This is a genomic window from Bradyrhizobium sp., assembly GCF_036735945.1.
Lineage (GTDB): Bacteria > Pseudomonadota > Alphaproteobacteria > Rhizobiales > Xanthobacteraceae > Bradyrhizobium.
Genome location: NZ_DAINNI010000012.1, coordinates 72879 through 92579, shown reverse-complemented (window position 1 = coordinate 92579; position 19701 = coordinate 72879). Strand labels below are relative to the sequence as shown.

Sequence of the window (19701 nt, the reverse complement as noted above, 5' to 3'; positions counted from 1 at the left end):
CCGGTGACCAAGGGTCAGACCGCGTCTTCTTCCTACAAGCCTGCTATCCTCTCCAACGGTGTGCGCACTTCGGTGCCGCCGCACATTGGAACTGGAACGCGTATCGTTGTCATGACTGAGGATGGCTCCTACGTCGAGCGCGCGAAGGATTAAGACCGCGCTTTAGAATAAGGGGCACGGCCGGGGGCGGTGCATTTGGGAATCAAGGCTGTCAGCTTGCTCGCGCGGTGGCTGGCAGCCTTTTGTTTTTTCCTCGCCGGAGCGTCGGGCGTTTCGGCCAACGAGTTCAGGACGCCCTCGATCACGGCAGCACGCGTCGAGTGGCGCGCCGTCCTCGATCAGCTTCGCAGCGAGATCAGTTCCCAGCCGGCCATCGCGCCGCGCTTCACCTTTGCCGGCCGCCATCGGATGCCGGCATCGGACCCACGGGCGACGCCCGCGCTGGTGCAACTGAACGCAATCAATTCGACGATCTTCGCCGGCATCGGGCGCAGCCCGGTACCGGTCTTGCTGCCGTTCGATACCGCTGCCTATCTCGACGCCCAGAGCGGCACGCCGAATCCGCCGGTGTCGCGCTATCAGGCCGACTTCCGCCCCGCCGACTTCTTTCACGCCGGCCCCTCCGGCTACGACGCGGTGTTCTCGCTCGATCCCGGCGCGGGGGCGAGCCTGCCGTCGCGAGTCTTCGCCCGGCCCGTCGAGGTTCAGATCACGGGCTCGCTCCTCACCTACGATCTTGCCGATCCGCTCGGCGGCAGAGGCGTGCCCGTCAGGGCGCTGGCGGCGCAATTCCCTGGCATGCGGCGCTTCATTCGCGAAGGCTATGTGCGCTACGCCTTCACCCGCTTCGGCGTGCCCTATGTCGTATCGATCCAGTGCCTGGACTCGGCGCCACGGCCGCGGCGTCTCGCCTGTCGCGAGGCCTACCCGATCGCCGAGCGTTTCCTGAAGGCGCTGCGCGTCGCCGGCGGCCAGCCGGCCCGCCCGCGTCGGGACATCGCGTCGGATTTGGCGGAACGGCCGGTGCCGCGATCGCCTGACTTCAGCTACCGACCGAGCGGCGACATCATCGCCAACAGCAGCGCGCGCAACCGCGGCGGCCGCGTCGATCTCATCGCTTATTCGCAGATCCGCTTTCCACTTGCGAAGGCGCCAGTGCTGGTCAGTTCGCAGCAATTCGGCAAGCGCAAATCCGGCGTCTATCAAGGCATCTACCCCTGGCGCGACAATTTCTGCGAAGCCCGCAGCTTCCAGGTTGGCCAATGCGCCGCAGGCTTCGGCCATCAGGGCCAGGACATCCGCCCCGCGCCCTGCCCGCCCAACAGCGACGGTGAAGCCGCCTGTCATCCGCGAAAGCAGGCCGTCGTCGCCGTGCGCGACGGCATCCTGATCCGTTCACCGAAGCAGCAGGCGGCGACCCTGCAGATCAACACCGGCAACGAGCACATCCGTTTTCGCTACATGCACATGAACCCGTCGACGATGGATGCGGACGGCATTCTCAGCGGCCGCCGGGTCGCCGAGGGCGAAAAGATCGGCGTCGTCTCGAACTACCTCGATTTCCCGAACGGCACCTCATACCACCTTCACTTCGACGTGCAGGTGTTCACGCGCGACGGCTGGATCTGGGTCAACCCCTACACCACGCTGATCACATCCTATGAGCGGCTGATTCGCGGCCGCGGCCGCGAGATCGGCACCGATCCGCCGGGCGCAGCCGTGGCGCATGTGCTGCCGGAGGACGTGCTTCGTCACAGTGTCCGGCAAGGCGACCGCCGCGTGAATTAGGATGCGCCGGTGTGCTGCGCGTTGTTGCAACGTAGAAGCATTCCAATAAAGCTCTACGTCCACGAGATTTGAACAATTCAAAATGGCGGACGCGGAATGGCAGGGTCATTCCGTGGTTCAGAAGTGGGTGGTCGCGCGTGCCGAAAGATCCCGCGCGATAAAAAATTCTTGGAGCGTCCCGACATGATGAAATCATTGCAGGCGATCGTTCGATCGCGCGTCATATTCTTCCTATCCGCGAGCTCCATTGCGCTGTTCCTCCCGGTCCGACAGGCAGGTGCCCAGGCACAGCCGGCACCTGGTCAGGGTACGGGCGCATCACTGCCGGCCGTGACGGTAACCGCACCAGATACGCGGCCACGCCGCACGTCCTCACCGGCGCGCAACAACTCAAACACGGGCCGGTCCCGGCGCACATTGGCCGCGCGCAGGAACGAAACCGTGCCGGCCGCAAAACCGTCCTTCGGTCCGACACAGGACGCACGCACCGGCACCGTCGGTGTCTATTCCGACAGCACTTCAGTGGCGACGAAGACCAACACCAGGCTGGTCAATATCCCGCAATCCATCACGGTGCTGACGAAGGACTATATCCGCGATCAGTCGTTCCAGAGCCTGACCGACGCGACGCGCTACGTGCCGGGCGTTGTGATCCACCAGGGCGAAGGCAACCGCGACGAGCTCATCATCCGCGGCGTCGATTCCAGCGCGAATTTCTACGTCAACGGCTTCCGCGACGACGTCCAGTATTTCCGCGATCTCTACAACACGCAGAGCATCGAGATCCTGAAAGGACCGAGCGCGCTGGCCTTCGGGCGCGGCGCCGGCGGCGGCCTGGTGAACCGGACATTGAAGGAGGCCGATGGTCAGCGCCTCTACGAGGCGACCATGCAGGCCGGCTCGTACAGCGACAAGCGGGTGACGCTCGACGCCGGCCAGGCCGTGAACGAGAACGTCGCCGTGCGGCTCAATGCCTTCTATGAAAACAGCGACACCTTCCGTCAATACGGCCATTTCGAGCGCTACGGGTTCAACCCGACCGTGACGCTGAAGCCGACCGACGACACCAGGGTCAAACTCTCCTACGAATTCTATCACGACTTCCGCCTGGCCGATCGCGGCAATCCCTCCCTCGGTGTGCCCGGCGGCGCGACCCGCTTCAATCCCACCGTGCCCTTCGCGCCGAACGGCGACCTGACCACCTTCTACGGCAGCCCGATCTACAACGCTGCCAAGGTCGAGGTGCAGACCGGCATGGCGGTGATCGAGCATGATTTCGGCAACGGGCTGACGGTGAAGAATTCCTCGCTCTACGCCGACTACAACCGCGGCTACCGCAACGTCTATCCCGGCGGCACGGGCGGCGGCCCCGGCGGCGGCGCGGTGACACCGGATCTTACGCAGGTATCGCTGAACGCCTACCAGAACTACACGCCGCGCGAAAACGCATTCAACCAGACCGACTTCGTCTACAAGACGACGGCCGGAGGGGTTCTTCACACGGTCGCGTTCGGCACCGAGTTCGGCCGGCAGACCGGTCTTTCACGGCGCGATTCCGGCATATTTCCAAACAATGCCAACAAGGCGTTCGACGTCGTCAATCCATTCAATCCGACCTATTTCGGCCCTGTCGTCTTCAATCACATCGCGACCGACGCCAACAGCAAGTATCGGCTGAACATCGCGTCGGGTTATGTGCAGGACCAGATCGAGGTGACCCGCTGGCTGCAACTCTTCGTCGGCGCCCGCTACGACAGTTTTGATATGTCTGCGCTCGACCTGAACAGCGGCCTGTTGCGCAATCGGGTCGATGAGAAACTTTCGCCGCGCGCGGCAATCATTGTCAAACCCATCGACAGTCTGTCCATCTACACTGCCTACAGCATCTCCTATCTGCCGGCATCCGGAGACCAGTTCAGCGCGCTCACGCCGGGAACACTGATCCTGCAGCCCCAGACGTTCGAAAACACCGAGGTCGGTGTCAAATGGAACATCCAGCCGAAGCTGCTGTTCACCGCCGCGGTGTACGAACTCAATCGTACGAACGTCCCGATCGCCGATCCCACTAATCCCGGCTTCTTTTTTCCAAGCGGCGCCCACAAGATCCGCGGCTTTGAAACGGCCGTCACGGGATACGTGACTCCCGACTGGCAGACGACCTTTGGCTACGCTTACACGGACGCACGCATCGCAAGCGATACGTCCGCGACCATCGTGGCCGGAAACCGGGTGCAGCTCGTGCCCTACAATCAGTTCGGCTGGTGGAACAAGTATCAGATCGATGCGCGATGGGCCGCTTCGCTCGGCGTCATCTATTTCTCCGACTCGTTTGCCTCGTCGGATGACAGCGTGCGGCTGCCCGGCTTCTGGCGCTTCGACGCCGGCCTGTTCGCAAAGATCGACGAGACATGGAGTGCCCAGCTCAACATCGAAAACATCTTCAACAGGGGCTACTGGGCGACGGCTGATGGCAACAACAATATCTCGCCGGGCCAGGGCCGCACGATCAGGGTGTTGGCACGAGCGAAGTTCTAATTAGCTAACACCGCCTATGAAGCCGCTGAACCGACCGCCGACTTGCGCGCCGGCGGCGTCCAGCGAAATGCGGCGCCGAACCTGTTCCAGACGTTGATCGCGGCGACCGCCGAAGTGAGATAGGCGAGTTCCTTGTCGGAGAATTCGCGGGCAGCCTCTGCATAGACATCGTCGCTAACGCCGTCGCCGTCGCCGAGCAGCGTCAGAGCTTCCGTCCAGGCCAGCGCCGCGCGCTCGCGCTGCGAGAACTGCGGCACCTCCCGCCAGACCACCACGAGATTGAGCTTGTCGGCGGTGACGCCGAGCCTCTCGCCTTCCAGGATGTGAAATTGCACGCAGAAGGCGCAGCCGTTGATCTGCGAGGCGCGCAGCTTGATCAGCTCGAGCAATTGCTTGTCGATGCCCGCCTTGCCCGCGACCTGGCTCAGCGCCAGCACGGCCTCATAGGCATCCGGCGTCAGCGACATGAACTCCTTGTATTCCTTGCGGGCGTGTGACATCGATTCTGCCTCGTGTTATCAGTACTCTGATTGATTATAAGAGCACTGACATGGCGCGCAAGATCGGACCGGTGACGCAAGCGCGGTCGCGCGGACCGCAAGGGGCGAAAGCCGGAAGACCGCGAACTCCCGCACCGGCGATGATCCGCCCGCCGCCGCCCGGCGAAGGCAAGCGCGGCGAGCAGGGCTACCTCGCCTATCTGCTGCGACAGGCCCAGGGGGCGACGCGACTGGCGATGGAACGGTCGCTTGCCGACCTCGGCGTCACGACGCCGCAATTCCTGGTCCTGACCATGCTGCGCGCCTATCCGGGCCTCTCGGGCGCCGATCTCGCGCGCGTCGCGATGCTGACGCCGCAGACCGTCGGCGTCATCATCCGCAATCTCGAACGCGACGGCGCCATCAGGAAGACGCCCCACCCCGTTCATGGCCGCGTGCTGCAATGGACGCTGACCCCGCGTGGCGCAGCCCTGCTCGGGAAGAGCCGCAGGCACGCCCACGCGATCGAGCGGCGGCTGGCGGCCGGGCTCTCGGCCGGCGCCCAGCGCCTGATCCGCCGCTGGCTGGCCGGAATAGCCGCGAATTTGTGACGGTATAGCCGGTTCCCGCGGCGTCTTGGCTTTTGGCGCGAGGCCGGTGCGCGGCTACACTGCGGGCATGAAACAGCTTGATTCCAAGACCGCCCTGACCCGCCGCGCCGTGCTGCAGGCCGGCATCGCCGCCGGCGCAGCATTCGCCGCGCCATCGGCCTTGGCCGCCCCGCCCGGCTTCGACCAGTGGCGCGACAATTTCCGCGCGCGCGCGCTCGCCAAGGGCATTTCGGATGCGACCTGGACGCGGGTGATGGGGCGCATCGAGCCCGACATGACCGTGTTCCGGCAGATGCAGAAGCAGCCGGAATTCCATGAGCAGATCTGGCAATACATCAACCGCCGCGTCTCGGACTGGCGCATCATCAACGGCCGCGAAGCATTGAAAAAGAATGAGGCGCTGTTCGCGCGGATCGAGCAGGATTTCGGCGTCGAGCGCGGTACGCTTCTCGCGCTATGGGGCGTTGAATCGGCCTATGGCGATCCGCTGGTGCAGCAGAACCATATGCGGCCGGTCTTTCCTTCGCTCGCAGCGCTCGCCTGGAACGAGCCGCGCCGCCGCGCCTATTGGGAAACCGAGTTGATCAACGCGCTGAAGATCGTCGATCGCGGCTGGAGCACGCCGGAGGAAATGCGGGGCTCCTGGGCCGGCGCGATGGGCCATACGCAATGGATGCCGGAGGTCTGGCTCAATGTCGGCATGGACTATGACAAGGACGGCCGCGTCTCGCCGTTCGGCAGACCGGACGACGCGCTCGGCTCCAGCGCGCGCTTTCTGCTCAATCGCGGCAAGTATCACCGCGGCGAGCATTGGGGCTATGAGGTCCGCACGTCAGGCGGCGCCGCTAGCGGAAGCCGCACCTACGCCGCCTGGGCCGGCGCCGGCGTGACGCGTGCCGACGGCAAGCCGTTCCCGCAGCCGAACGCCTCGGCGCAGATGTGGGTGCCGGTCGCGGGCGGGCCCTCGTTCCTGCTGGGCCCGAACTTCTATTCGGTCAAAAGCTACAACCCGTCGATGAATTACGCGCTCGCGATCTGCCATCTCGGCGACCGCATTCTCGGCGCCCCGCCCTTCATCCAGCCCTTCCCCGGCTCCGAGCGCGCGCTGACGCTCGCCGAGGTGCAGGAGGTGCAGACGCGGCTGACCAAGGCCGGCTTCGACACCGGCGGCACCGACGGCCGCGTCGGCAACGACACGATGAAGGCGGTGAAGGATTATCAGGCCAGGATGGGACTGCTGCCGGCCGACGGCTATGGCGGGCTGAAGGTGCTGGCGCGGTTGAGGCAGGGCGGATAATTCGCCGTCATTGCGAGCGGAGCGAAGATTCCATGCCGCCACAAGCGGAAAAATGGATTGCTTCGTCGCTTCAGCGCAAAATTGCTCTGCAATTTTGTCGCGAGCTCCTCGCAATGACGCAATTAGGTCCGCCGCGCAATCGCGCCCGCGAACATCCCGCCGTCGATCACGAGTTCGGTCCCCGTCACATAGCGCGACGCATCCGACGCCAGATACAGCACGCCCTGCGCAATTTCTTCGGCATGCCCGGCGCGGCCGAGCGGTGTCGCCAGCTTGGCGCGCTCCTCAGGATCAATCGGCGCGTTCTGGCCGGCCCCTGTCGCTCCAGTCGGAATCTTGCCCCAGATCGGCGTGTCGATGATGCCGGGATGCACGGAGTTGACGCGGATGCCGTCGCCGAATGTCGCACACTCCATCGCGACCGACTTGGCGAACAGCCGCACGCCGCCCTTGGTCGCGGAGTACGCGGAAAGCCCGGCCGCACCGCGCAGGCCCGCCAGCGACGACATCATGATGACGGAGCCGCCGCCGGTCTTGCGCATGACAGGCAGGCAATGCTTCACCGACAGAAACACGCCGTCAAGATTGATCGCGTTCTGGCGCCGCCAGTCGGCGAGCGTCATCTCGGTAATCGAGGGCACGGCAATGCCTATACCGGCGTTCGAGACCAGCACATCGAGCCGGCCGTAGCGATTCATGATCTCGGCCACGACCTCGATCCAGCGCTCCTCGCTGGTGACGTCGTGATGCCAGAAGCTGGCCTCGCCGCCGGCCTTCTTGATCCGTGCGACGACCTCCGGTCCCCTGAGATCGTCGACGTCGGTCACGGCCACCGAGGCGCCCTCGCGCGCCAGCAATTCACACACCGCTTCGCCAATGCCGGATGCGCCGCCGGTCACCAGCGCGACCTTGCCCTGAACCTGCCCCATCGCTTCTTCTCCCTCGTTCTGTTTGTTGATTGAGATGGTCTGATTTAACGGATCACCGCTGGTCCCGGATCCGGCACCGCGACGTCGAGCACCCGAAGCTGTACACGCTCGGCGCCCTGAAAGCGATCGACCGCGAGCGACCCGGCGACATGCAGGGGCTGACCGCGGTTCTGCGTCAACGCATGGCCGAGCTTCTGCCCGACCGCGCGGAACGCGATGCCGTTGACGATGGCGCCGTCGCCGGCCTTGAAGCGCACGCGCAAATGCGCCTGCCCGACCTCGTCGGCATAGACGAGTTGATGCGCCGGCAGCGCGATTACCGGCTCCGGATTGGCGGCGCCGAACGGTCCTGCGCGGTTCAGCGTGTTGGCGAATTCCGCCGTCACGCTGCGCCCGGTCACCGCGCCGTCGATGAACAGCTCGTTCTCGTGACGCGAATTGGCGACATCCTCGGCCAGCGCGCTTTCCATGAAGGCGCGGAATTCGGCGAGCCTCTCCTTCCGCAGCGTGACGCCGGCCGCCATGGCGTGGCCGCCGCCCTTCATCAGCAGGCGATCCTTGACCGCCTGGCGCACCGCCTTGCCGAGATCGACGCCCGAGATCGAGCGGCCCGAGCCGGTGCCGATGCCGCCGGGCTCCAGCGCAATGGCAAAGGCGGGACGCGCGAACTTCTCCTTCAGCCGCGAGGCGACCAGGCCGACGATGCCGGGATGCCAGCCTTCCGACGCCGTCACGATCACCGCGCCCTTGTCTTCCAGCCCGAGCGAGGCCAGCGCCTCGGCCTCGGCCTGCGCTTCCGCGGCCTGCTCGATGACGCGGCGCTCGCTGTTGAGCCGGTCGAGTTCGGCCGCAATGCGCGCCGCTTCCGAGACGTCGCCTTCCAGCAGCAGCCGCACGCCGAGATCGGCGCGTCCGATCCGGCCGCCGGCATTGATGCGCGGCCCCAGCATGAAGCCGAGATGCCAGGCTTCCGGCGGCCCGCTCAGCCGCGCCACGTCCATCAGCGCGGTATGGCCGACATGGTCGCGGCGGCGCATCGCGATCAGCCCCTTGGCGACGAAGGCGCGGTTCAGCCCGATCAGCGGCGCGACATCGGCCACGGTGCCGAGCGCCACATGATGCAGCATGCCCAGCAGATCCGGCTCCGGCCGCTCCGCGTTCCAGAAGCCGCGGCCGCGCAATTCCCGGTTCACCGCCACCAGCGCGACCAGCACGAGACCGACCGCGGCGAGATGACCGAGGCCCGAGAGATCGTCGGGCCGGTTCGGGTTCACCAGCGCGTCGACTTCGGGCAGCGCCTCGCCGCACTGGTGATGGTCGATGACGACGACCGATTGCCCGAGCTTGCGCGCTTCCGCCAGCGGCTCGAGGCTGGTGGTGCCGCAGTCGACGGTGATCAGCAGCGTGGCGCCTTTGGCTGCAAGCGCGCGCACCGCCTCCGTATTGGGGCCATAGCCCTCGAAGATACGGTCGGGGATGTGGATCAGCGGATCGAGCCCGCAATGGCGCAGATGCCAGGCGAGCAGCGCCGCCGAGGTCGCGCCGTCGACGTCGTAGTCGCCGAAGATCGCGACCTTCTCGCCGCGCTGGGCGGCGTCCGCGATCCGCTTGGCCGCCGCCTCCATCTGCGTCACGGTGTAGGGATCCGGCATCAGCTTGCGGATGGTCGGATCGAGGTAATCCTGGACCTCGTCGATCCCGACATCGCGGCCGGAGAGCACCCGCGCCAGCATCTCGGGCAACTGGTAGCGCTGCGTGATCGCGAGCGCCTGCGCCGCCCCCCGAGCATCGAGCCGGTCGCGCCACAATTTGCCGGTCGCCGAGTGCCGTACGCCCAGAAAGGCCGGCGGCGATTCAACGGGCAGAGCGGATGCGGGAAGCGTCATGATTGTTCGAGAGATAGGGGCAAAGCGGACCTTCAGCAACGCAATCACCCGAAGCGGCGGCTTCGGGCACTGCCGTCAAAAACAACGTGCACAAAGAACGTGCAACGCGATGCGGCGAAACTACCTCCAAGCCGCCGGAACATAAACCAATCGTTAGCCATGTTCCCCGACAAAGGATTGCATACGCTCGCCCTTGAGTCCCCGCCGATCCGAGGAATTCCCCGCCAATGTCCGTCGCGCTGCGCTCCCAGACCGCAAAGATCGCCAAACAGCCGGCCAATGCGGTTGATACCGGGGACGAAGCCGACGTTTCCGCGCTGCTCGCGAGGCTGACCGCCGAAGTCAACCAGGTCGCCTGCGAGAAGACCAAGTCGATCCAGAAGATCACCAACCAGATGAAGATGCTGGCGCTGAACGCGCTGATCGAAAGCTCGCGCGCCGGCGCGCAGGGCGCGGGTTTTGCCGTGGTGGCGCAGGAAGTGCGCAATGTCGGCCAGCAGGTCGAGACCATCGCGCGCGAGCTCGAAAGCCAGCTCACCAACCGCACCGGCAATTTGATGAACTCGATCGCGCAGATGGCCGACCGCTCGCGCGGCGAGCGGATGGTCGACCTGTCGCTGAATGCGGTCGAACTGATCGACCGCAACCTCTATGAACGCACCTGCGACGTGCGCTGGTGGGCGACCGATTCCGCCGTGGTCGACTGCGCGGCCACACCAAATCCAGCCGCCGTCAGCCATGTGTCGGAACGCATGGCGGTGATCCTCGGCGCCTATACCGTCTATCTCGATCTCTGGCTCTGCGATCTCAACGGCAATGTGCTGGCCAACGGCCGCGGCGATCGTTTCGGCGTCACTGGCCAGAACATGGCGCAGACCAAATGGTTTCGCGCCGCGCGGGCGCTACGCTCCGGCGACGATTATGCGGTAGGCGATGTCGAGTGCCAGCCCTTGCTCGGTAACGCCCAGGTCGTGACCTATTGCGCCAGCGTCCGCGAGGGCGGCAAGGCCAACGGCAAGCCGACCGGCGTGCTGGCGATCCATTTCGACTGGGAAGCACAAGCCCGCGCCATCGTTCAGGGCGTACGCGTCGGCGACGCCGACAAGGCCCGCGTGTTGCTGGTCGATTCGAATTTCCGGGTGATCGCGGCGTCCGACGGCCAGGGTCTGCTGACCGAACGCATTTCGCTGCAGCTCGAAGGCAGGCGCTCCGGCTTCTATCAGGATCGTTCGGGCGGGCTGGTCGCGTTCCACGCCACGCCCGGCTACGAGACCTACAAGGGCCTCGGCTGGTTCGGGGTGATCCTGGCCCGCGCGACGTAGGCCGCTAGCTAGCTAGCACCCCAGCCGGTCGGCGATGCCGCCAAAATCCTTGGCGACGATGTCCCAATCGCCCTTGGCCTCGAAATCATATTTCTGGAGCGGGCCGTATTCGGTCGGGCGCGCGACGAAGGCGGTCTTGAGGCCGAGCTTCTGTGCCGCCTTCAGATCGTGATTGTGGGCCGCCACCATCATCACCTGCTCCGGCGGCAGGCAGAGCAGCTTCGCCGCCCCGAGATAGGTTTCCGGGTCGGGCTTGTAATGCTCGAACAATTCCGCGGACATCACGAGGTCCCACGGCAGGCCTGCGAACTTCGCCATGTTGGTCAGCAGCGCGACATTGCCGTTGGAGAGCGGCGAGATGATGTACTTCTTCTTCAGCCGCGTCAGCCCCGCTACGCTGTCCGGCCACGGATGCAGGCGATGCCAGCCCATCGTGAGGTGGTGCAGATCGGCCTCGCTCAGTCCCTTGATCGAGAGGTCGGCCGCCAGCTTCTCCAGCGAGCGGCAGTGCAGCGTATCCAGGATCTGATAGCCGCGTTCCGGGTGCTTGCGCACTTCGTCCATCGATGCGGCATAGACCGCACGCCAGCCGTCGACCAGTGCGGTCCAGTCGGCCTTGATGCCTGACGTCTTCGACCACTCCGTGAAATCATTGATCAGGCTGGTGCGCCAGTCGACGACGGTGCCGAAGACATCGAACACCAGCGCCTTCACGGCTGAAACGTCGGACATGCGAGCGCCTCCCTGTTTTTCTTTCTTGTCGTCATTCCGGGGCGATGCGCAGCATCGAACCCGGAATCTCGAGATTCCGGGTCTGGTCCTTCGGACCATCCCGGAATGACAGTGGCCTCAGTCCAAATGGAACTTGTCGAGCTGCCGGTGCTCGGCCTTGATGTAGCGCACCGTACCGGTGACCGAGCGCATCACCACCGTCTCGGTCTCGATCACATCGTCCTTGCGGAATTTGACGCCCGTCAGCAACGAGCCGGTGGTGACGCCGGTCGCCGCGAACAGGCAGTCGCCGCGCACCATGTCCTCGATGCCGTAGATCATCTTCGGATCGGTGACGCCCATCTTGTGGGCGCGCGCGCGCTTCTCCTCGCTGTCGAGGATCAGCCGGCACTGCATCTGGCCGCCGATGCAGCGCAGCGCCGCGGCTGCCAGCACGCCTTCGGGCGCGCCGCCGGTGCCGATATACATGTCGACGCCGGTGTTGTCGGGGTCGGCGCAATGGATCACGCCGGCGACGTCACCGTCGGTGATCAGCCGTACCGCAGCGCCGGTCGAGCGGACGCTGGAAATGATGTCCGCGTGGCGCGGACGATCGAGCACCAATACCGTGATCGCGGCCGCCTCGACGCCCTTGGCCTTGGCGAGGCGCCGAACATTTTCGGCCGGCGACGCGTCGAGTTCGACGACACCCTTGGCGTAACCCGGACCGACCGCAAGCTTCTCCATATAGACGTCGGGCGCATGCAGCAGCGTGCCGCCATCGGCCATCGCCATGGTCGCGATTGCGCCCGGCATGTTCTTGGCGCAGAGCGTGGTGCCCTCCAGCGGATCGACGGCGATATCGACCTGGGGACCTGCGTTCAGGCCGACCTTCTCGCCGATGAACAGCATCGGCGCCTCGTCGCGCTCGCCCTCGCCGATCACGACGGTGCCTTCGATCGGCAGCTTGTTGAGCTCGCGGCGCATCGCGTCGACCGCGGCCTGGTCGGCTGCCTTCTCCTGGCCATGGCCGCGCAGACGCGCCGCCGAGACCGCCGCGCGCTCCGTGACCCGCACGATTTCAAGCGTCAGGATACGCTCGAGCAACAATTGCGGCGGAACGGAAATATGGGTCGACATCGGCTCACTCCTTATAAACCAGCTCGGTCCTTCCGGACCGCAATCAATGCCTCGGCGCGCGATCCCGTTGGGATCTGCGTCAGTTCTTCTCGATTCGTATCACCTGCGGCCGGCCGCTGATCACCTTGTCACGCTGGACCGCCTGGAGCGCGCGATGAACCGCGTCCTCGGAGGTGGCGTAGGTGATCAGGATGACCGGAACGGGTGCAGCCTTCTTCGCGGCGCCGTTCGCATCGACGCCCTCGGGATGGCGCTGCACGATCGATTCCAGCGAAATCTTCTGTTCGGCAAGGCGGGTGGCGATGGTGGCGGCGGTGCCGGCCAGGTCGCGCGCCATCAGGCGGATGTAATAGCCGCCCTCGTGCCGCTCCATCGGCGCCTTGGTGGTGTCGCGCAGCCGCTCCACCGGGCGCCCGAAGGGTCTTGCGCGAATGCCGCGCGCCACGTCGGCAATGTCGGCCACCACGGCGGATGCGGTCGCCGCGCCGCCGGCGCCGGGCCCGACCAGCGTGATCGGCGGAATGCCCTCGCCGTCGATCGTGACCGCATTGGTGACGCCCATCACCTGCGCGATCGAGGATGATTTCGGCACCATGGTCGGATGCACGCGCTGCTCGATGCCCTTGGCGGTCCGCACCGCCACGCCAAGCAGCTTGACGCGATATCCCAATTCTTCCGCCGCGCGCAAATCTTCCGGCGCGATCGAGGAGATGCCTTCGACGTAGACGGCGCTCTGCGCCACCTTGGTGCCGAAGGCGAGGCTCGCCAGGATCGCAAGCTTCTGCGCGGTGTCGTGGCCGTCGACGTCGAAGGATGGATTGGCTTCGGCATAGCCGAGCCGCTGCGCGTCCTTCAGGCATTCGGCGAATGACAATCCCTCCTGCTCCATCCGGGTCAGGATGTAATTGCAGGTGCCGTTGAGGATGCCGTAGACGCGGTTGATGCCGGTACCGGCAAGGCCCTCGCGCAGCGTCTTGATGACGGGAATGGCGGCGCCGACCGCCGCCTCATAGTTGAACGCGCCGCCATGCTTTTCGGCGGCCTTCGCCAGGCGGACGCCATGCCTGGCGATCAGCGCCTTGTTGGCGGTCACCACCGACTTGCCGGCCTTCAGCGCCGTTTCGATCGCCGACAGTGCCGGCTCGCCCGAGCCGCCCATCAATTCGACGAAGCAGTCGACGTTGGGGTCGTTGGCCAGGTCGAGCGGGCTCTTGGCCCAGCCGATGCCGCGCAGGTCAACCGAACGCTTCTTCGCCTTCGAGCGCGCGGTGACGGCAACGACGCGCACGTCGCGCCCGCTGCGCTCGGACAGCGTCCGCGCCTGTTCCTCGATGAGGCGGACCACTTCGGCGCCAACGGTGCCGAGCCCCGCAATACCCACTCTCAGGGGTGCGACCATGAATGAGAGAACCTGCAGTAAGGATTAGCGCCGGTTGGCGAGAGGAACCACGTTGTGCAACGTTTCAATGCCGCTTTCAAGGAAGCGGCGGACGCCGCGCGCGGCCTGGCGGATCCGCTGCTCGTTTTCCACCATGGCGATGCGGACATAGCCTTCGCCATGCTCGCCAAAGGCGACGCCAGGCGAAACCACCACACCGGATTTCTCCACCATCAGGGTCGCGAACTGCATGCTACCGACGCCCTCGAAGGCCTTGGGCAGCGGCGCCCAGGCAAACATCGAGGCCTGCGGCGGCGGAATCTCCCACCCCGCCCGGCCGAACGATTCGACCAGCGCGTCGCGGCGCCGTCGATAGGTGTCGCGCATTTCCTTGATGCAGTCGTCCGGCCCGTTCAGCGCGGCGGTGGCCGCCACCTGGACCGGCGTGAATGCGCCGTAGTCGAGGTAGGACTTCACCCGCGCCAGCGCGGCGATGATCCGCTCGTTGCCGACGGCAAAGCCCATGCGCCAGCCGGCCATCGAGAAGGTCTTCGACATCGAGGTGAACTCGACGGTGACGTCCATCGCGCCGGGGACCTGCAGCACCGACGGGGGCGGTTTGTTTTCGTCGAAATAGACCTCGGCGTAGGCCAGGTCCGACAGGATGAAAATCTCGTGCTTCTTCGCGAAAGCCACCAGATCCTTGTAGAAATCGAGGTCGGCGACATAGGCGGTCGGGTTCGAGGGATAGCAGACGATCAGCGCGATCGGCTTCGGGATCGAATGGATGATCGCGCGCTCCACCGCCTCGAAGAACTGCGGCGTCGGCTCCGACGGCACCGAGCGGATCACGCCGCCCGCCATCAGAAAACCGAACGCGTGAATCGGATAGCTCGGATTGGGGCACAGCACGACGTCGCCCGGGGCGGTGATCGCCTGCGCGACGTTGGCAAAGCCTTCCTTCGAACCGAGCGTCGCAACGACCTGGGTGTCCGGATTGAGCTTTACGCCGAAGCGGCGCCCGTAGTAGCCGGCCTGCGCCTTGCGCAATCCATTGATGCCGCGCGAGGCCGAGTAACGATCGGTGCGTGGCTTGCCGAGCGTCTCCTTCAATTTTTCGAGCACATGGGCCGGCGTCGCAAGGTCCGGATTGCCCATACCCATGTCGATGATGTCGGCCCCGGCATTCCGCGCGGCTGCCTTGGCCTGGTTGACCTTCTCGAACACGTAAGGCGGCAGACGGCGGATACGATAAAAATCTTCCATGGGACCCTTGCTCCGACAACCGGCGGGACAGAATCGAGGAACTCTCGCCGGACACGAAACCGCTTCAGGGTTTCGTTCGGAAATCGCGCGTAATCAAGGAGTTAGCGCGAATTCAAGGCACGAGGTCTTAAGGCTCTGGGCCCGCGATGCGGTTGAACTGGGTTCTTTTACCACGGGAGCCCGGCAGCGCCAGTTTTTATAGTGTTTTCAAGCCTGCGCCGGTCCTGATTTCGGCGATCGGAGGTGCACCAAAATACCGGCCTGCTCACTTCCTGGCGGGCTTTGCCGAAGCGGCCGGCGCGCCCGGGCTGGCCGCGACCGCCTGGCGGTCCCGCGCGGCCGTCAAATCTGCCTGGATTTTAGCCAGTTCGGACGGCTTCATGGCCTCCTCGGTGCGCTCGGGCGGCAAGTCATGAACCGGCAGATAGCCCCCGGCCTCCTTCGGACGCTCGGGCGCATCCGATGGCAGGCCGATGGCCGGCATGTCGGCGATCTGGGTCGAGCAGCCGCCAAGCGCGATTGTGGCCGCGCACAGCGCCGCCATCGGCCACAGCCTTATCGTCCGGCTTACCGGCATCCGTCCGGAATTCCCCAATTGCCTGCGCCACCACACGCGCATCCCGACATATGGATGCGCTGGTACGAGCTTTGCAACGCCAAATCGCCACGCGGGTTTAGTTCGCTGTAACGTTTCAAACCATTGTTGCCCGAAACGATTGGAGCCCGAGAGAGCAAACCGAGACGGTGCGGCTGCAATGTGTCCGAACACGCAAACGTTATCGCAGTGCAAAACAGGGTTAATCCCCAAAAACCCCTGCAGCAATCCGCGCGGTGACGAACTCGAAATGAGGCTGCTATAGTGTCCGTGTCATGAGTGACGTCAACACCGAAACCCCGGCTTCCAAAACATTCAACGCCGAAGCCTTTGCCATGAACATCGCGAAAGCGATGGAGACGAGCGGCCAGGCGCTAGCGGCCTATCTCAAGCCGCGCGAGAACGGCGAGCCGAAGGACAAGCCGCCCAGCGAAATCGGTGAAATCATCAAGACGTTCTCCGCGGTTGCCGAATACTGGCTCGCAGACAAGGAACGCGCTGCGGAATTGCAGACGAAGATGGGCAAGGCCTATCTCGATCTCTGGGGCTCGGCGGCGCGCCGCATGGCGGGCGAAGCGGCGCAGGCCGCGGCCGAGCCGTCGCCGCGCGACAAGCGCTTCAGGGATCCGGAGTGGAAATCGAATCAATTCTTCGATTTCGTGCTGCAGCTCTATCTGCTCACCACGCAGTGGGCGAACGAGTTGGTGAAGAACGCCGAGGGCATCGATCCGCATACGCGCAAGAAGGCCGAGTTCTACGTTCAGCAGATCACCAACGCGATCTCGCCGTCGAACTTCGTGCTCACCAACCCGGAGGTGCTGCGCGAGACGCTGGCCTCCAACGGCGACAACCTCGTTCGCGGCATGAAGATGCTGGCCGAAGATATCGAGGCCGGACGCGGCACGCTGCGCATCCGCCAGTCCGACCCGTCCAATCTCGTCGTCGGCGTCAACATGGCGACGACGCCGGGCAAGGTGATCTACCAGAACGAGCTGATGCAGCTCATCCAGTATACGCCGGCCACGGAGACAGTGCTGCGCACGCCGCTCCTGATCGTGCCGCCCTGGATCAACAAGTTCTACATTCTCGATCTCAAGCCGGAAAAATCCTACATCAAATGGTGCGTCGATCAGGGCATCACGGTGTTCGTGATCTCCTGGGTCAATCCCGACAGGGAACTCGGCAGGAAGACCTTCGACGACTACATGAAGGAAGGCCCGCTCACCGCGATGGACATCATCGAGAAGGTGACGGGCGAGATGAAGGTCCACACCGCCGGCTACTGCGTCGGCGGCACCCTGCTCGCCTCGACGCTGGCCTGGCTCGCCGAGAAACGGCGCCAGCGCGTCACCTCGGCGACGTTCTTCGCTGCGCAGGTCGACTTCACCCATGCCGGCGACCTGCTCGTCTTCGTCGACGAGGGCCAGATCTCGACGCTGGAGCGCGAGATGGAGGCGCGCGGCGTGCTCGAAGGCAGCAAGATGGCGATGGCCTTCAACATGCTGCGCTCCAACGACCTGATCTGGTCGTATGTCGTCAGCAACTACCTGAAGGGGCAGCAACCCTCCTCGTTCGATCTCCTGCACTGGAATTCCGACGCCACGCGGATGCCGGCGGCCAACCATTCCTATTATCTGCGCAACTGCTACCTGGAGAACCGCCTCACCTCCGGCAGCATGGTGCTCGACAACACGCTGCTCGACCTGTCGAAGGTCAAGGTTCCCGTCTACAATCTGGCCACCCGCGAGGACCACATCGCCCCGGCGGATTCGGTCCTTTATGGCTCGCAGTTCTTCGGCGGCCCCGTCAAATATGTGCTGTCCGGATCGGGCCATATCGCCGGCGTGGTGAATCCACCGGCGGCCGGCAAGTATCAGTACTGGACCAACGACAAGGTCAAGGACGTCACGCTCGCCGACTGGATGAAGAACGCCACCGAGCACAAGGGATCGTGGTGGCCGGACTGGCTGCAATGGCTGGAGGGCCTCGATCCCGAGCGCGCGCCCGCGCGCGCCGTAGGCTCTGCGGAACTGCCGCCGATCGAGGACGCCCCCGGCAGTTACGTCAAGGTCCGCGCATAGCGCCGCCACCCGCTCTTCGCTATAATCGGATGTCCCGTGCCGGGAATCGACATCAGTTGAGGGGGAGACCATGACACGCGAATTGTTCTGGCTGACGCTGACCGTGATCCTGACCGGACTGCTGTGGGTCCCCTACATCATCAACCGCTGTCAGGTGCGCGGCCTCTCCGGCGCCATGGCCAATCCCTCGCGCAACGACAAGCCGCAGGCCGATTGGGCGACGCGGCTGATGTTCGCCCACGACAATGCGATCGAGAACTTGATCATCTTCGCGCCGCTGGTCCTGATCCTCAACGCAATCGACTATTCCACCAAATGGACCGTGATGGCCTGCGCCGTCTACTTCTGGGCCCGCGTCGCCCATCTGATCGTCTACACGCTTGGCCTGCCGGTGTTCCGCACGCTGGCCTTCACCGTCGGCTTCCTCGCCCAGGCCGTGCTGGTGCTGGCGATCTTCAAGGTGCTTTGAGGCGCCCTTACCCTTGAGAAAGCGCGGGTTCCTTGCCGGCGAGATAACGGCACGACGAGGGCCCGCTCATGCAATTCAACCAATCAGCGATCCAATGGCCGGGCGTTCCACTGGCGCTCGGCTCAGCCGTGCTGTTTGGGGCTGCAGCGCCGCTCTCCAAATTGCTGCTCGCCAGCATCGGCCCGCAGATGCTGGCCGGGCTGCTTTACCTCGGCGCGGGTCTTGGCCTCGCAATCATGCACGCCACCCGCTCGGCGCTTGGGCTCGCGGCGCCTGAGGCGCCTCTAAGACGCCACGATCTGCCCTGGCTCCTCGTCATCGTCATCTTCGGTGGCATCCTCGGTCCGGTGCTGCTGATGCTCGGGTTGGGCCGGACGCTCGCCTCATCCGGATCACTGCTCCTCAATCTCGAAAGCCTCGCAACGATGGGGATTGCCTGGCTGGTGTTTCGGGAGAATGTCGACAGGCGTTTGCTGCTCGGTGCTCTGGCGATCATACTCGGCGCCATCGCCCTTTCCTGGGACGGCTGGAGCGTTTCGTTCGACGTCGGCGCAGCGATGATCGCGGGAGCCTGCATCTGTTGGGGGATCGACAACAACCTGACGCGCAAATTGTCGGCGGCCGACCCCGTCACGATTGCGATGATCAAGGGCCTCGCTGCCGGAACGGCGAACATGGCAGGCGGATTTTGGCTCGGCGATACCCTGCCATCTGTCGGTGTCGCAACGCTGGCGGCCCTGCTCGGATTCTTTGCGATCGGGGTCAGCCTTGTCCTGTTCGTGCTGGCGCTTCGTCATCTCGGCACCGCGCGTACCGGGGCTTACTTTTCGCTGGCCCCGTTCATCGGCGCGTTGATCGCGCTAACCCTCGGCGAACCCCTGACATTCAAGCTGGCTTTCCCGGCCCTGCTGATGGGACTTGGACTTTGGCTCCATCTCACCGAACGGCATCAGCATGAACATGTTCACGAGGCGCTTTCGCATGAGCACCGTCACGTTCACGACGCTCATCACCAGCATCACCACGACGGCCCGACAGCCGAGCCGCATTCGCATTGGCACGAGCACAAGCCGATGCGGCACAAGCATCCGCATTATCCTGATCTGCATCATCGTCACGAGCACTGAGTCGTCTGGCGTGCTCGCGCGGTCTTCAAGTCGGTCGGAGAACTATCTCCACAATGAGGCCACTACAAAAGCCCCGGAGCCAGGCCA

General features: G+C 64.7%; 16 protein-coding genes and 1 pseudogene. 9 read left to right on the top strand and 8 right to left on the bottom strand.

Annotated elements, in window-relative coordinates:
* The 3 genes and pseudogenes from V7E26_RS06935 to V7E26_RS06925 form a co-directional block, all read left to right on the top strand.
* Positions 1–153 (top strand): annotated as a pseudogene (locus tag V7E26_RS06935) (elongation factor P); the annotation flags it as partial.
* Positions 154–216: 63 nt separating this feature from the next.
* Positions 217–1788 carry a M23 family peptidase gene (locus V7E26_RS06930; protein WP_324414693.1) on the top strand — a complete coding sequence of 524 codons (1572 nt, stop codon included), beginning with the start codon at positions 217–219 and terminating at the stop codon, positions 1786–1788.
* A 441-nt stretch (positions 1789–2229) separates the two neighbouring features.
* Positions 2230–4323 carry a TonB-dependent receptor gene (locus tag V7E26_RS06925; RefSeq protein ID WP_324414692.1) on the top strand — a complete coding sequence of 698 codons (2094 nt, stop codon included), beginning with the start codon at positions 2230–2232 and terminating at the stop codon, positions 4321–4323.
* 14 nt (positions 4324–4337) lie between these two features.
* Here V7E26_RS06925 and V7E26_RS06920 read toward each other — a convergent pair whose 3' ends face one another.
* A complete protein-coding gene (locus V7E26_RS06920) occupies positions 4338–4823 on the bottom strand; it encodes a carboxymuconolactone decarboxylase family protein (RefSeq protein WP_324414691.1) in 486 nt (161 codons plus the stop codon).
* 50 nt (positions 4824–4873) lie between these two features.
* Between V7E26_RS06920 and V7E26_RS06915 the strand changes: the two genes are divergently transcribed.
* Both V7E26_RS06915 and V7E26_RS06910 read left to right on the top strand, forming a co-directional pair.
* Complete coding sequence (locus V7E26_RS06915) at positions 4874–5413, top strand: MarR family winged helix-turn-helix transcriptional regulator (RefSeq protein WP_324414690.1); 540 nt, start codon at positions 4874–4876, stop codon at positions 5411–5413.
* 67 nt (positions 5414–5480) lie between these two features.
* Complete coding sequence (locus tag V7E26_RS06910) at positions 5481–6710, top strand: lytic murein transglycosylase (protein ID WP_324414689.1); 1230 nt, start codon at positions 5481–5483, stop codon at positions 6708–6710.
* A 122-nt stretch (positions 6711–6832) separates the two neighbouring features.
* Here the strand turns inward: V7E26_RS06910 and V7E26_RS06905 are convergent, their stop codons facing one another.
* Positions 6833–7639, bottom strand: coding sequence for an SDR family NAD(P)-dependent oxidoreductase (locus tag V7E26_RS06905; protein ID WP_324414688.1), 807 nt, complete (start codon positions 7637–7639; stop codon positions 6833–6835).
* Positions 7640–7683: 44 nt separating this feature from the next.
* A complete protein-coding gene (recJ, locus tag V7E26_RS06900) occupies positions 7684–9525 on the bottom strand; it encodes a single-stranded-DNA-specific exonuclease RecJ (RefSeq protein WP_324414687.1) in 1842 nt (613 codons plus the stop codon).
* Between the two features lie 227 nt (positions 9526–9752).
* Here recJ and V7E26_RS06895 point away from each other — a divergent pair, with 227 nt between their 5' ends.
* Positions 9753–10847, top strand: coding sequence for a methyl-accepting chemotaxis protein (locus V7E26_RS06895; RefSeq protein ID WP_324414686.1), 1095 nt, complete (start codon positions 9753–9755; stop codon positions 10845–10847).
* A 12-nt stretch (positions 10848–10859) separates the two neighbouring features.
* Here the strand turns inward: V7E26_RS06895 and V7E26_RS06890 are convergent, their stop codons facing one another.
* The 5 genes from V7E26_RS06890 to V7E26_RS06870 form a co-directional block, all read right to left on the bottom strand.
* The gene (locus V7E26_RS06890) at positions 10860–11579 is read right to left on the bottom strand and encodes a haloacid dehalogenase type II (protein ID WP_324414685.1); all 720 of its coding nucleotides are present in this window, start codon (positions 11577–11579) and stop codon (positions 10860–10862) included.
* Positions 11580–11696: 117 nt separating this feature from the next.
* Positions 11697–12698, bottom strand: coding sequence for a class II fructose-bisphosphatase (gene glpX / locus V7E26_RS06885; protein WP_324414684.1), 1002 nt, complete (start codon positions 12696–12698; stop codon positions 11697–11699).
* Between the two features lie 79 nt (positions 12699–12777).
* The gene (locus tag V7E26_RS06880) at positions 12778–14097 is read right to left on the bottom strand and encodes a homoserine dehydrogenase (protein ID WP_324414683.1); all 1320 of its coding nucleotides are present in this window, start codon (positions 14095–14097) and stop codon (positions 12778–12780) included.
* 24 nt (positions 14098–14121) lie between these two features.
* Positions 14122–15342 carry an LL-diaminopimelate aminotransferase gene (locus V7E26_RS06875; protein WP_324414682.1) on the bottom strand — a complete coding sequence of 407 codons (1221 nt, stop codon included), beginning with the start codon at positions 15340–15342 and terminating at the stop codon, positions 14122–14124.
* 265 nt (positions 15343–15607) lie between these two features.
* On the bottom strand, positions 15608–15886 hold the full coding sequence (locus tag V7E26_RS06870) for a hypothetical protein (RefSeq protein WP_324414681.1): 279 nt from the start codon (positions 15884–15886) through the stop codon (positions 15608–15610).
* 326 nt (positions 15887–16212) lie between these two features.
* Between V7E26_RS06870 and V7E26_RS06865 the strand changes: the two genes are divergently transcribed.
* The 3 genes from V7E26_RS06865 (at position 16213) to V7E26_RS06855 (ending at position 19614) form a co-directional block, all read left to right on the top strand.
* Complete coding sequence (locus tag V7E26_RS06865) at positions 16213–18018, top strand: PHA/PHB synthase family protein (RefSeq protein ID WP_324414680.1); 1806 nt, start codon at positions 16213–16215, stop codon at positions 18016–18018.
* A 70-nt stretch (positions 18019–18088) separates the two neighbouring features.
* A complete protein-coding gene (locus tag V7E26_RS06860; protein ID WP_324414679.1) occupies positions 18089–18487 on the top strand; it encodes an MAPEG family protein in 399 nt (132 codons plus the stop codon).
* 68 nt (positions 18488–18555) lie between these two features.
* A complete protein-coding gene (locus V7E26_RS06855; RefSeq protein WP_324414678.1) occupies positions 18556–19614 on the top strand; it encodes a DMT family transporter in 1059 nt (352 codons plus the stop codon).
* Positions 19615–19701 lie beyond the last annotated feature (87 nt).

Coding starts and splice junctions, on each gene's coding strand:
- V7E26_RS06920 (WP_324414691.1), bottom strand. CDS start 4,823: ATGTCACACGCCCGCAAGGAATACAAGGAGTTCATGTCGCTGACGCCG.
- V7E26_RS06915 (WP_324414690.1), top strand. CDS start 4,874: ATGGCGCGCAAGATCGGACCGGTGACGCAAGCGCGGTCGCGCGGACCG.
- V7E26_RS06910 (WP_324414689.1), top strand. CDS start 5,481: ATGAAACAGCTTGATTCCAAGACCGCCCTGACCCGCCGCGCCGTGCTG.
- V7E26_RS06905 (WP_324414688.1), bottom strand. CDS start 7,639: ATGGGGCAGGTTCAGGGCAAGGTCGCGCTGGTGACCGGCGGCGCATCC.
- recJ (WP_324414687.1), bottom strand. CDS start 9,525: ATGACGCTTCCCGCATCCGCTCTGCCCGTTGAATCGCCGCCGGCCTTT.
- V7E26_RS06895 (WP_324414686.1), top strand. CDS start 9,753: ATGTCCGTCGCGCTGCGCTCCCAGACCGCAAAGATCGCCAAACAGCCG.
- V7E26_RS06890 (WP_324414685.1), bottom strand. CDS start 11,579: ATGTCCGACGTTTCAGCCGTGAAGGCGCTGGTGTTCGATGTCTTCGGC.
- glpX (WP_324414684.1), bottom strand. CDS start 12,698: ATGTCGACCCATATTTCCGTTCCGCCGCAATTGTTGCTCGAGCGTATC.
- V7E26_RS06880 (WP_324414683.1), bottom strand. CDS start 14,097: ATGGTCGCACCCCTGAGAGTGGGTATTGCGGGGCTCGGCACCGTTGGC.
- V7E26_RS06875 (WP_324414682.1), bottom strand. CDS start 15,342: ATGGAAGATTTTTATCGTATCCGCCGTCTGCCGCCTTACGTGTTCGAG.
- V7E26_RS06870 (WP_324414681.1), bottom strand. CDS start 15,886: ATGGCGGCGCTGTGCGCGGCCACAATCGCGCTTGGCGGCTGCTCGACC.
- V7E26_RS06865 (WP_324414680.1), top strand. CDS start 16,213: ATGAGTGACGTCAACACCGAAACCCCGGCTTCCAAAACATTCAACGCC.
- V7E26_RS06860 (WP_324414679.1), top strand. CDS start 18,089: ATGACACGCGAATTGTTCTGGCTGACGCTGACCGTGATCCTGACCGGA.
- V7E26_RS06855 (WP_324414678.1), top strand. CDS start 18,556: ATGCAATTCAACCAATCAGCGATCCAATGGCCGGGCGTTCCACTGGCG.